This window comes from Chitinophaga deserti, assembly GCF_003149455.1.
Taxonomy (GTDB): domain Bacteria; phylum Bacteroidota; class Bacteroidia; order Chitinophagales; family Chitinophagaceae; genus Chitinophaga; species Chitinophaga deserti.
Genome location: NZ_QFFK01000005.1, coordinates 397,684 through 410,290 on the forward strand (window position 1 = coordinate 397,684; position 12,607 = coordinate 410,290).

11 protein-coding genes are annotated in these 12,607 nt (G+C 51.4%); 4 read left to right on the forward strand and 7 right to left on the reverse strand.

The window, feature by feature from the left end; translation table 11 throughout:
* Positions 1 to 8: 8 nt before the first annotated feature.
* The 5 genes from DEV76_RS13995 to DEV76_RS14015 all read right to left on the reverse strand — a co-directional run bounded on the left by DEV76_RS13995 (position 9) and on the right by DEV76_RS14015 (position 7,601).
* Entirely contained in the window at positions 9 to 3,263 is a 3,255-nt protein-coding gene (locus DEV76_RS13995) for a SusC/RagA family TonB-linked outer membrane protein (RefSeq protein ID WP_198652062.1), read from the reverse strand.
* A gap of 242 nt (positions 3,264 to 3,505) precedes the next feature.
* Positions 3,506 to 4,588: a FecR family protein gene (locus DEV76_RS14000; RefSeq protein WP_109698535.1), complete on the reverse strand. Its 1,083-nt coding sequence runs from the start codon at positions 4,586 to 4,588 to the stop codon at positions 3,506 to 3,508.
* Between the two features lie 94 nt (positions 4,589 to 4,682).
* A complete protein-coding gene (locus DEV76_RS14005) occupies positions 4,683 to 5,243 on the reverse strand; it encodes an RNA polymerase sigma factor (RefSeq protein ID WP_109698536.1) in 561 nt (186 codons plus the stop codon).
* Between the two features lie 58 nt (positions 5,244 to 5,301).
* Positions 5,302 to 6,252: a hydrogen peroxide-inducible genes activator gene (locus DEV76_RS14010; RefSeq protein ID WP_109698537.1), complete on the reverse strand. Its 951-nt coding sequence runs from the start codon at positions 6,250 to 6,252 to the stop codon at positions 5,302 to 5,304.
* Positions 6,253 to 6,365: 113 nt separating this feature from the next.
* The gene (locus DEV76_RS14015; RefSeq protein ID WP_157962891.1) at positions 6,366 to 7,601 is read right to left on the reverse strand and encodes a hypothetical protein; all 1,236 of its coding nucleotides are present in this window, start codon (positions 7,599 to 7,601) and stop codon (positions 6,366 to 6,368) included.
* A 191-nt stretch (positions 7,602 to 7,792) separates the two neighbouring features.
* On the opposite strand from DEV76_RS14015, the gene DEV76_RS14020 reads away from it, so the two are divergent.
* Together DEV76_RS14020 and DEV76_RS14025 are read left to right on the forward strand one after the other, a co-directional pair.
* Positions 7,793 to 8,584, forward strand: coding sequence for an O-methyltransferase (locus DEV76_RS14020; protein ID WP_232826948.1), 792 nt, complete (start codon positions 7,793 to 7,795; stop codon positions 8,582 to 8,584).
* Between the two features lie 22 nt (positions 8,585 to 8,606).
* A complete protein-coding gene (locus tag DEV76_RS14025; protein WP_109698539.1) occupies positions 8,607 to 8,999 on the forward strand; it encodes a DUF5071 domain-containing protein in 393 nt (130 codons plus the stop codon).
* On the opposite strand, the gene DEV76_RS14030 is transcribed toward DEV76_RS14025, so the two are convergent.
* A complete protein-coding gene (locus tag DEV76_RS14030) occupies positions 9,000 to 10,103 on the reverse strand; it encodes a calcium:proton antiporter (protein ID WP_109698540.1) in 1,104 nt (367 codons plus the stop codon). It abuts the gene before it with no gap.
* A gap of 197 nt (positions 10,104 to 10,300) precedes the next feature.
* Here DEV76_RS14030 and DEV76_RS14035 point away from each other — a divergent pair, with 197 nt between their 5' ends.
* The gene (locus DEV76_RS14035) at positions 10,301 to 10,714 is read left to right on the forward strand and encodes a DUF3592 domain-containing protein (RefSeq protein ID WP_109698541.1); all 414 of its coding nucleotides are present in this window, start codon (positions 10,301 to 10,303) and stop codon (positions 10,712 to 10,714) included.
* A gap of 19 nt (positions 10,715 to 10,733) precedes the next feature.
* Positions 10,734 to 11,132, forward strand: a complete 399-nt coding sequence (locus tag DEV76_RS14040; protein WP_109698542.1) for a hypothetical protein — start codon at positions 10,734 to 10,736, stop codon at positions 11,130 to 11,132.
* Positions 11,133 to 11,486: 354 nt separating this feature from the next.
* On the opposite strand, the gene DEV76_RS14050 is transcribed toward DEV76_RS14040, so the two are convergent.
* On the reverse strand, positions 11,487 to 12,260 hold the full coding sequence (locus DEV76_RS14050) for a hypothetical protein (RefSeq protein ID WP_109698544.1): 774 nt from the start codon (positions 12,258 to 12,260) through the stop codon (positions 11,487 to 11,489).
* Between the last annotated feature and the right edge of the window lie 347 nt (positions 12,261 to 12,607).

Below are 12,607 nucleotides of genomic sequence, written 5' to 3' on the forward strand. Positions count from 1 at the left end.
GCGGCAGTTTAAAAGTTAAGGTTGACGCCGAAGGAATAGATGGCGGGCAGCGGATAAGATCCGTTGTCTACCCCGAACGATGTGGAGGTTCCTCCGAACTCAGGTGTGTACCCGGAGTTGCGTTTGAACGTTTTTACGTTCTGTGCGTTCACGAACACGCGCAGCGATTGCATGTTGAGCCGCTGCAGCTGCTCTTTGGTGAAGCTGTAACCCAGCTGGATATTGCGGATACGGAAGTAACTGCCGTCTTCGATATTGTAAGTGGAATTGAGCGTGTTATTACCACGGCCGGTATGGAGGATAGGCTCCCAGTTGGAGGTGCCCACGCCATGCCAGCGGTCGAGGCGGTAAGTGGGGTAGTTGGTTTGTGTGAAGGTGCTGATCTTACCCCAGTTCCGGAAGATCTCATTACCATATACGCCCTGTCCTTCCACACCGAGATCGAGCTGCTTGTAGCTGATGGTAGCGGCAATGCCATACGTGAAATCGGGCGTGGGATTGCCGATCATGGTACGGTCGTCGGTATTGATCTTGCCGTCTTTATTCACATCGCGGTATTTGATGTCGCCGGTTTTTACTTCACCCAGTTCGCTCACGGGAGATTTCATGATCTCTTCCTGCGTCTGGTAAATACCGTCGTGGATATAGCCGTGGAAGTAGCCGATGGGGTAGCCTTCCTGCGTCCAGGAGGGGTCGGAGATGATGTTGAAGCCTTTGCGGTTGAGGGCTTCCACTTTGTTTTTGATGGTAGTGAGGTTACCGCCGATGCTGTAGCTCCAGTCCTGGTTAATCTTATCATTCCAGTTCAGCATCAGTTCAAACCCTTTGTTAGACACGGTTCCCGCGTTCTTCATTTCACCCACGCCGCCGGATACACCGGTGGAGGGGAGAATCACGAGGATGTCTTTGGTGAGCTTGTTGTAATAATTAGCTTCTGCACGGAGGCGGTTGCGAAGCGTAGTGATCTCGAAGCCGGCTTCCCAGGAGCGGGCAGTTTCCCAATGCAGGTCTTTGGCTACAAAGTATTCCGGCTGCAGGGCTACCACGATGTTTTCACCGAACACACCGGAGTTGGCGCCGGTGAGGCTCGGCCATGCGGGATAGCGGCGGTCGCCCACGTTCTGGTTACCCAGCACGCCGTAGCTGCCTTTGATCTTGAGGTATTCCATCCACGAAACATCTTTCAGGAATGGTTCTTCACTGGCTACCCAGGCCACGCCTGCCGCAGCAAAGTGCTGCCATTGGTTGCCCAGTGCCTGGAAGGCGTTGGAGCCGTCCAAACGGTAAGAGGCATTCAGCAGGTATTTGTTTTTGTAGTTGTAGAGCCCGCGGAAGAGGTAGGAGAGCGTAGCCATATCCCATGCCTGGCCGCTGCCACGGAGGGTAGTGCCATCACCCATATCGCTGTTGGCGAACCAGTAGCGGTGGTTGTGGGGGATGGGGCGGCCTTTCTGCTGCTGTACGCTGGCCTTTGTATTCTCGTAAGAGTTATAGTAAGTGGTGAAGCCTGCCAGCGCCGTAAGGTTGTGGTGCCCGAAGGAGCGCTTATAGGTAAGCAGGTAATCGCTTTGTACTTTGGTGTAGATATTCTGCTCCTGGTTGATGGAAGCGGTTTTTACCACTGAATCCCTGCGGGAAGTGAGTTCCGGATTATAGAACGTGATAGTAGGAGTGAAAGAGCGGTTGTTGTTGAACCCGTAATCCACATAGAAAGAGGAACGGAATGTAAGATCGCGGAACAGCTTCAGTTCTGCGAACACACTACCCAATGCGCGGTACTCGATGTTGTGTGCAATATTCTTCCGCAGTTCTACGTCGTACATGGGGTTGAACACCTGCGCACGCTGGAAGCTGGGCATGGTATGATACAAGCCGTATTCATCGTTGTATACGGGAGCGATGGGAGCCGCGGTGATGGCGCCGCCCACATCTTTGGTAACGGGCAGCTGCGCACGGTAGTCGGAGAAGCTTACACCGAACTTCAGTGCTTTGGTCACCTGCAGCTCATCGTTCATATTGATGGTGATCTTCTGCAGCTTTTCGTGTTTGATAAGTCCCTGCTCAGTGGTGTAACCCATGCCTACGTAGAGTTTGTTCTTTTCCGTGGCGTTGCTGATGCTGAGGTTATTATAGTTGAGGATACCATCCTGGAAGATCTCATCCTGCCAGTTGGTATTACCCTGCCAGTTGGAGTAATCATAAGCGGGGTTGCCCTGGTTGGCCAGCTGTTCGTTGAACATGGTCTTGAACTGCGCCGCGTCTGCCACTTTGATGCGGTCCACCACTTTCTTGATACCCACCGTGGAGTTGAGGTTGATGACGGTTTGACCAGCTTTCGCCTTTTTGGTGGTGATGGTGATAACCCCGTTGGCTCCGCGTACGCCGAAGATGGCGAGGGAGGAGGGGTCTTTCAGTACGTCGAAAGATTCGATGTCGGCGGGGTTGAGGAAGTTGATGTTATCGTTGATGATCCCGTCTACCACATAAATGGGTTTCACGCCATTGATGGTGTTGGTACCGCGGATACGCACATCCGGGTCGGTGTTCATGCGGCCGTTGTTCACGATGGTGAGGCCGGGCACCTTGCCCTGGAGGGAGCTCATGGGGTTGGCGGAGGGTTTATCTGCCACTTCGCTGCCTTTAACGGAAACGATGGAACCGGTGAGGTCGCGCTTCTGGGCGGTACCATAACCGATTACGATTACCTGTTCCAGCTGCTCCTGTGCCACGGCGAGGGTGATGTTGATCACATTCTGGTCGCCTACGGTTACTTCCTGCGGGGTGTACCCGATGAAAGTGATCTGGAGCACCGAGCCTTTGGGGGCGTTGATGGAGAACATACCGGTAGCGTCTGTGATAGTTCCCTGGGAAGTGCCTTTAATGCGGATAGCCGCACCGGGGATGGGCGCACCGTCTGATCCCGTAACGCGGCCGGTAACGGGGGCCATGGCTTCGGCGGTGGGCTTTCTTTTCAGCACTATGAGGCGCTCGTTCACGAGTTCAAATGCCAGCGGCGAATACTGAAGCATACGTTCCATCACGGAGAGTACATCGGCGTTTTCGGCAGATACATCGACCCGTTTCATCGCGTTCAGCAGATTTTCATGGTACAGGAACCGGTAACCGGATTTCTGTTCGATGGCGTTCAGCACTTTTCTCAGATCGGCGGACTTCATATGAAGCGTGATCCTGTCCTGCGAATAAACCCCGGCGGAAACGTGGAGGAAGCCGGTTAACAGGATGGCAGCCGTCAGTTTCATCATAACAGCAAGCTTTAATAGGAAATGTTTTCCCGGGAGCCCGGGAAAAATCCTGCTCTTTTTCATATATTTTTACATTGAAACGGGTTGGATAATGGGCAGCCCTCAGCTTACCAGGCTGGTAGTTGCCGTTAACATGTTCGATCCAGGGCGGGGTTCCGGTGCAAACGGAGCCTCGCCCTTCTGCTTTTCTGCTAGGTAGTGTTGGAAATTGGCATACGGGTGAGTTTAGCTTTTGGTTTTAATCAGTCACGTGAAATAATAATTTCGGTTGCTTCTATCCTGTAACGGAATGGCGCCGTAATCGCCAGTGCGCGGAGCGCCTGCTCTACAGACTCTTTCTCAAACGAGCCGGTGAAGCGTAATTGCGCAGTTTCCGCATCTTTAAACCGGATGGGGATGTTGTACCAGCGTTCCATTTTGAGCGCCACGGCGGTGAACGGCTCATCGGTAAACACCAGTTTATTATCCATCCAGGAGGTTTCGGCCAGACTACTGTCTGCAGCCTGATATTGCAGTGCGCGGATGGCCATGATAGGCTCGCGTTCTTTTTGCGGTGTGGCGGCAGGGGCGGCAGCTTCGTCGCGCACCACAATTTTCTCATTGGGCTTCAGCAGGAACCTTTCTGCCGGCCTGCTGCTGAGGGATACTTCTATACTGCCCTGCAGAAGGGCAGCTTCTGATGATTGATCATTGGGGTATGCACGCAGGTTGAACCGGGTGCCGAGCACGCGGATGTTCATACGGCTGGTGCGGATGGTGAAAGGCCGCTCGGGGTCTTTGGCCACGTCGAAGAATCCTTCGCCTGCCAGGGTCACTTCTCTGCCGGCGCTGCCGAAATCGCGCCCGTAAGTGAGCTTACTGCCCGCATTGAGCCATACGGTAGTACCGTCGGGCAGCTGTACGCGGGTTTTATTGCCATATTTAACAAATACTTCGCTGGGGGCCGCCGCTTCCGGACTGCCCTGTTTAGAACGGATGAGCCAGGTAACGGAAAAGAGTACAATGCCCGCTGCGGCTGCCCAGGCGGCATAGCGCTTCCAGGGGCGGGGGCGTACTGCTTCCAGCAGGAAAGGCTCTTCGGCTGCGTGCTCCATTTCAGGGATGCCCGCCTGCCGCATCCGCTCCCGGTGCCGCTCCCAGGCTGCTGCAGTGGCAGCGTCATCAGCAGGGGCTTTACGGGGCCAGAGGTCGTTCACAGCCTGCACGGGGATGTGCAGCTCCGGATGGGAACGCAAAAGATTGTCCAGCTCCCGCAGCTCTTCCTGCGAAGCTTCGCCAGACAATTTCCGGGCTATTAATTCCCATATACGGTCTTCTGTTTGCATAACGTCGGTGGTTATACATATAGATCCCGTTAAAGGAAGAATCTACTAAAGGGAAATCAAAAAAATATTTGAGGAATCTGTAGAGTGCGGGTAATCAGTCTTTTATCGTCTTTTTCAAGTTCATCTTCAGCGCCGTTCCGATCTTCTGCAGGGCAATAGCCAGCTGGTTGTCGATCGTTTTGACGGAGATGTTCAGGATCTGGGCCACTTCTTTATACCGCAACCCGTCTTCCCGGATAAGCTTAAACACCAGCTTACAGCGGGGAGGCAGCTGCTGGATGGCCTGCTGCGCCTGGGCGGCCATTTCTGCGGTAAGGAGGGCCTGCTCAGGGTCGGGGGCCGGACTTTCAGGCTCCATCACCAGATCATCCAGCGATACGGAGGCCTGTTTTTGTTGCTTGAGGAGATATTTAAGGGAAGCGTTGCGGGTGGAAACGTAGAGGTATACTTTCAGATTCTCGATGGTATCCAGCTGGCGGCGGCGCTCCCAGATATTGATGAACACGTCAGACACGGCTTCTTCCGCTGCTTCAGCTGATTTCGTGAAAGCAGTGGCGAATTGGAGTAAAGGTTTGTAGAACCTGTTAAAAAGTTCCCGGTAAGCCGCTTCGTCGTCGTACAACGCAATGCGGCGTTGTAATTCCTGTGTCGTCATAAACGTGGGATCGGAGGCCGGGACTGCGGGGCGGGAGGGCAGTCCGGGCTAACACAAGTTAAGGTTTTTCCAGCAGGATGTCGATCACCTTCCGCGTTTTGCGGACTTTCATCTTATCGGGTACACTGGCAAGGATTTCTTTCCGGAAAGCCTCTATCAGCGCCTGTTTGATGAAGTAGCGGTGCGTCACCAGGCTGATCTCGCGTACCGGCTCGGGGGCCTTAAAGAAGCGGACCATATTCATTTGTTTGGCCGACAGGTCCTGCAGGCTCAGTTCTGGCAGAATGGTGTATCCCTCGTTCAGTTCCACCATGCGTTTCAGCGTTTCCACACTGCCGGTGTTGTATTCGAGGTTCTTGAATTCACCCATACCGAATTTATCGTGGCATATATTAAGTACCTGGTTGCGCATGCAATGGCCTTCGTTGAGCACCCAGATGTCTTTTGCATCCAGCTCGCCCGCATCCACCAGTTTCTTTTCGGTTAGCTTATTGCTTTTGGCGGCGTAAATCACGAAGTTCTCATAGAACAAAGGATGCTCTTCGAGGTGCTGGTTGTGCAGCGGGGTGGCGAGCAGTCCGCAGTCGAGCTGTTCCTGGCGCAGCAGGGTAATGATCTGTTCGGTGGAGTATTCCCATACCTCAAGCTTAACCTTAGGGTATTTCTTCAGGAAGGAAGTGAGAACACGGGGCAGGAGGTAAGGAGCGAGGGTGGGGATGATCCCTACTTTGAGGGTGCCCTGGATTTCCTTTTTACGGTCGGCGATGATTTCCCGGATACGCGCATTTTCTTTTAGTATGATGCGTGCCTGGGCTATAACGGCAGCCCCTATTTCTGTGGGTACTACCGGCAGTTTGCTCCTGTCGAAGAGCTTAATGCCCAGTTCGTCTTCCAGCTTTTGAATCTGCATACTCAGCGTGGGCTGGGTCACAAAGCACTTCTCCGCGGCGGTCACAAAGCTCCGGTGCGTATCTACCGCTACTACATATTCCAGTTGAACCGTTGTCATGATATTGGTAAAATCTATTGCAAGTTACGGGAGTATAGGGGTATCCCTATAAAAAAATTACGAACGGCTTTTGACCGTTCGTAATCCATCAGTAGTTTATCGTATGCCGGAGATTAGAATATCCGGTAGCGGTATTTGATTTTATCGACGTTGAGGAGCAGCTCACGCATGTTAATGGAAGCCTGTATTTCCTGTACGGCTTCGTTTTTCAATCCGCGGAACTCGTTCTGCTTGGCTTCCACGATGGCCCGGTCGGCCAGGGCGTTATCCTGTGCGAGGCGGAGGGAGTGGTTCACCTTGGTGTAGTAGGAGTCGAGCAGACTGAAGTATTCGTTATACAGGTTCTCAAAACGTTTGGTCATGAGTACGAGATCTTCCAGCTGGTTATTGGCTTCCTTCAGATTGGGATTATCGCGGAGGAGGCCTTCGTAGTTGATCTTGCCGCCTTTGGTGTATTGTGCTTCCATCTTGGCGAAAAAGTCTATCACTTTATCTTTCCTGAAATCGATGAAGTAATCGTTCAGGGATTCGGCGATGGTTTTATTGCCACGGGCGGGCAGGGGCATTTTCAGTACCTGGGAGGTGAAGGCCAGGTGGTCGTACATGTTATCCTGCAGGAGGGAGAGCTGGTCTTTATTAAAATTCAGCCCGAACTCGAACTTCTGGTTAGCGTCGTTGAGCGCGGTGTAGTAGATCACATATTTATTCAGCTCCTTCTCGAATTCCTGCAGCAGTTTGTGGTTGATAGCCTTGTTGGACTGGCTCACGCTGTGGAGGAAGTTCATCACCGAGCTGGCGATGGCCAGCGGGGGAGTGAGGGAGGTGAAAGATTTAAAGATGGGGCTGTTGATGATGGATTTGGTGGATTCCACCAGTTTGGTATTACGTTCGTTCTTATCGTTTTTACCTTTCAGGATGATTTTTTCTACCAGTTCCACAACACGGTCGCTGAGGGAAAAGCCCAGTTCTTTACTTTCGGGGTTGTTCAGCGAGGTGATGAAAACGTCGAGGTTGGAGGTGGTGGTCCTGGATTTGAGGTCGATTATCTTCTTATTGAGGAGATAGTAGGTTTCAGCGGCCTGGATCAGGTTGTTCTTGATCAGGTCGTATTTGGTGATATTATCCAGTTCCCTGCCCAGGGAGAGCTGTTCGATGGCTTTTGCGTTCTGTTTGTCGCTGTCGGCCACTTTCTGGAGATCTTCCATTATTTTCTTGATGGTCGTATCGGCGCCCTTTACCTGCGGCGGTTTGAGATCCGGCTGCGGGGGTGTAGGGTCTTGCGCAGATGCGGTCAGCGTCACAAATCCTGTCATCGCAAATGGCATCATCCATCTGATTAGCTTGAGCATGCTTGTAATGTCCTTTTTATGTTAAGAAAACCTTAAAGAAAATATAATGCCAAAAATAGTTCCAACATGTAAAGATAGTGATAAATTTTACTGTATAACCCATAGTCAATAAAAGCGGATCATCGTATTAGCCCTTTTTTATACCTTTGGCGGCTGAATTACCCCCGGTTTCGGGTTAAAACATATTGACATTGAGCATACGGCATCAGGCGGCACTGGCGAAGAAATTTATCCGTTATTATTTAACGGCGGGCAACCGGCACGATGTGCATTCGCCATTCGTTTTTACTCTGGTAGAGGAAGTGCTGAATAAAAAAGGCTTCCTCCCGGCATATGAGCCGGTGGAGCTGTTGCGTACCCGCCTCCTGCAAAGCAGTGATGTGGTGCAGGTGACCGACCTCGGTGCGGGATCACTCACCGGTGCTTCCAATACCCGGCGCGTCCGCGATATTGCACGGCATGCAGCCAAGCCGCCTAAATTCGGCCAGCTCTTTTACCGCCTTGTGCAGCACCTCGGCGCCCGTAATGTATTGGAGCTGGGTACCTCCCTGGGCCTCTCCACCGCCTATATGGCTTCTGCCGGGGCTACGGTGCATACCATAGAAGGGTGCCCGAATATCGCTGCACTGGCTAAAATGAACTTTTCGTCCCTCGGACTGGATAATATCCGCCAGCACACCGGCAACTTCGATACCGAACTGGCAGGAGTATTACAGCAAATGCCCCAGCCCGATATCGTGTATATAGACGGTAACCACCGCGAAGAGCCCACGGTACGGTATTTTGAAGAATGCCTGCCTTACCTGCCGCCATCCGCCATCGTGATATTCGACGATGTTCACTGGACGCCCGGGATGGAGCGGGCCTGGGAAACGGTGAAGGCCCATCCTTCCGTAACCACTACCATCGATCTGTTCTTTATCGGCATCGCCTTTATCAGTCCGGATTTCAAGATGAAACAGCATTTTACCATTAAATTCTGAGAAAACCGGCGTAAATTCCGGTATGAAATATCCGCCTTTCGTGCCCGCTCATAAAAGCGACGAAGAAGCCATTAAGCTGCTCCGGAAAACGGAGTGGTCCAAAGCCCGGCCTTATGCCATGGCTTTGCTGGAATGGCTGCAGGATATCAACTCTCCCCACTTCAATCCTATCTACAATTACCTCATGCCCTACATCCACGAGCTGGGTGCGGAATTTTGTGAGGTGTTCCGGTCAGATGATAACATCTGGAAAACCAATTGTATTTACCTCCTCGAAAAAGCCCGTGCTCCGCTGAGCGACACTAACCTGCTGGCATTGCTCATGCGCATCGCAACAGACCCCACCCCCGGTGAGATCTGTGATGACACAGCACAGGCCGCCCGCGAGCTGGCGGAGGAATGGAACCTGCTGTAGCTACGGAACAATCGTCGTGAACAGATATGTTGCCAGAATCACCAGCAATACAACCCCCTGCTGGATGTTGGTGCGCCCAGCATTGAAGGATATGCTGATCGTGAATAGCGAGAGCAAGAGCAATAAAGTAGATTTCGTATCGATACCCAGTGTTACATCAAACCCGGCGATGATGGATACCAATGCAACGGCGGGTATGGTAAGTCCGATAGATGCCAGTGCGGAACCCAGTGCCAGGTTCAGACTGGTTTGCAATCTGTTTTTACGGGCGGCGCGGATAGCAGCGAGGCCTTCCGGCATGAGGATCACTGCGGCGATGATGACCCCTACAAGTGATTTGGGGGCGCCCAGGTCTACTACAATACCCTCGATGGTGGGCGATAATTTCTTAGACAGCAGCACTACAATGGCCAGTGAAAGCACGAGGGTAATGAGGCTTACCACCATGGTGAGCCTTGTAGGCGGCGCGGCGTGATAATCTCCCTCGTTTTCTTCCGGCAGAAAGTAATCCCGGTGGCGCACGGTTTGTACCGACACAAAGCCACCATACAGCACCAGTGAGATGATGGCTACGAATATGAGCTGGCTGGAAGAATATACCGGTCCGGCAGCGCTGGTGGTGAAATTGGGCAATACAAGCGTGAGTACGGAAATGGCGGTAAGCGTCACCAGCGCGGCGCTAACACCCTGTTTGATATAGATCTGTTCCTTATGCAGATAACTGCCCCACAGCAGGCAAATCCCGATGATACCGGTATTGATAAGCATAATGGCGGCAAACACGGTATCGCGGGCCAGCGTGGTAGAGCCGGCACCGTCTTTAGACAGCATCATGGAAACGATGAGCGATACTTCTATGACCGTGATGGCGAGAGCGAGGATGAGGGTGCCGTAGGGTTCGCCCACTTTATGGGCTACCACTTCGGCATGGTGTACGGCAGACAATACGACGCTGATCAGGGATATACCCAGTATGGCGGCAAACCATCCTCCTATATTTTCACCCGCAAAAGCGAGGAAAAAAGCTCCGATTAATGGGCTTATAAGCGACCAAAGGGGGAGCGAGATGTTCCATTTGCGGTAGAGTAAATTTTTATTTGGCATGGCGTAAAATAAGTAAATGAGGCTCCCCGTCACATTAGAATTACCTTAAAATTTGGGAGATGGCTGCTAATATAACTGATAAGTAGGGCCTTTTGTTGAAGGGAAGTTTGTAATATGGGGAGATTGTGATATGTTTGGGCGTGTCCCGTGCCCATGTTGTGACCCTGATTTATTGAACTATACAACCCCTTACAACTATGTCCCCACTTTCCAGCACCAAAAGCCTCATATGGGGGTTACCCATTTTCTTCGTATTGCTTGCGGGCTTCCTGATATATGTGAACGTCCGCGAAAACATTCTTGAGCGGAGCCTCAGGGAAAACCATGCCCTCACTACCGGAACCGTCGTGGAAATCGACGAGCGGGGCGTTAAGAAGCGCGACCGGATCACTTATCATTACACGTATCAGGGGAAAGCTTATGCTGCTGTGCGCTGGCTGTTTGTTCCGGAAGAATGGAAATCCATAGTACCGGGCCGCCCGTTGCCTGTTGCTGTAGATACAACTGATCCTGATAATAGTCTCTTGTTGCTTTACCGGCAGGATTTCGAGGGGTTCCATCTCCCGTACTCCGATAGTCTTAAATACTTTGTGTACCCTGATGAACGTTAATCTGCGATAAATACAATCGATGAAAGCCATTATCCTAACCATATCCAGCACCTTTTTCACCCTCTTCGCCTCAGCCCAGAGCCGCGACCAGATCGTTCAATGGGTGAAAACCCATCAGGCCGATACGCTCATCACCGCCTGTGCCCTTCCATTCGAGATCAGCATTGGTTCCCCGCAGGATGACAGTTACATCCGTAATTATGACCAATTGAAAAAGAAGTTTGAGGCCCTGTTTAAGGCCCGCACTTTGGAAGACTGGTTTAAAAGGGGGAAGAAAACGGTAACGAATGACTGGATTAAGTATGAAGTGAAGCATATAGAGAATGGGGAGGTGAAGTCTGAATCTGTTATCGTGTTCTCTTTCCGTATAGGTAAAGATGGGAAATACAAGCTAAACCGTATTATGATAGCAGGTTGATAATTGTACTTGTTGACTAGGGGTACAATGCAGTTTCAAGCTTATTACTACCTTATTACAAGCTTATTACCGGGTAGCATCTACGTAGCATGTACGCGACAACTACGGGTGAACCTGCAATTAAGTTCGGAGATGAGGTGGACTTGATGCGGAGGTGGTGCGGAGGTGGTGCGGAGGCGGTGCGGAGGCGGTGCGGAGTTGGGGTTTTACTGATGGCTGGCAGGAAAAGGGAAGATCGGGCACCTTTGGCCCATGGCATTGGCTGGCGGAGGAGTGGCCTGCCGGGTAGATTTGGGTTCCATATTGTCTGATATTTAATTAGTTATAACAAAAACTCTCCATTATGGCGATTCGCTATTCCCGCTGGATAACCGGCAGCCCGTTTTGAGCGGGAACCGGTTTGTGGATGATGGTGCGTGGCGGGTAAGAAAGATGCCTGTGGGGATTAGAAGATATGTTTACCAATTGCTTTGGCTGGTCTTCTACAACGGCGATGATATCTGCTGCTTCGCACTTCCTATCGCGGATGTCAAAATCGTCGAAGAACTGCTTTACCTGTAATGCTACTACCAGCGTGCCTTTACCGGGAACATTCACCCACAGATCCCCGCCATCGAAATCCTGGAAGCGCTCGTTCAGATCAATGCTCAGCACGGCAGTGTCTGTACCAGTTATAGTACGGGTACTGAAATCAATCCGGGAAGCGATCACCTTGATCTCCATACGGACGGCTTTTTTAAATCGCTGAAAGCATTGCGGGGGAATATGGAGCCTGCCGTCTTTAGTGAATACCGGCGGCAGGCCGAAGTACTTGCTTAACCCGGTGTAACCATTGAAGCGGAATCCTTTCAGGCCTGCGTGGTTGTTTCTGCCTGCATCTAAAATGTAGCTGTTGAGGCGGTTAACCAGCGCACGATCGGGGAAGATGTCCAGGTGCGGCCTGATGGCATTGCGGACAAGAGCGCCTTTACGGCTGGCTGCGCCGAACGTTTTAGCAGCACGGCGGGTGTTAGCAGTTTGCCGCACAGTTTCAGGAACGGTGCGTAGACAGTGTTTACCGTTTCGCTTGTAGGCAATGATATTGCCGAGCCTTCCGGTAAAGGGGATGAGAGAATCTAAGATGGCCATAATATTGAGTTTTTTGTTATCCCTTAATATACAAAAAGCGCACCGGAACCGTGGGTGATTGTCATTAGAAGATATTCAATATCAGTGCATTAGGCGTTGTTAAACGTCTAAGGCTAATCGTACTAAAGCATAGATATTTTCGAACCAGGGAGCTTTGCGGTTTAGCTGTTTTCGAAAGTTGGGATACCTGAAAGGATCTTTCTTTGGTTTATGCTGGTATAAATCAATTGCTTAAGTACCTATAATAAAACTTCCGTATATTACCCTGATTTTTTTCCCTATACCCGGCCTGCCGATGAAACCATTATACGCTTTGTGTGTACCCGTTTATGCATTGATTCACTGTA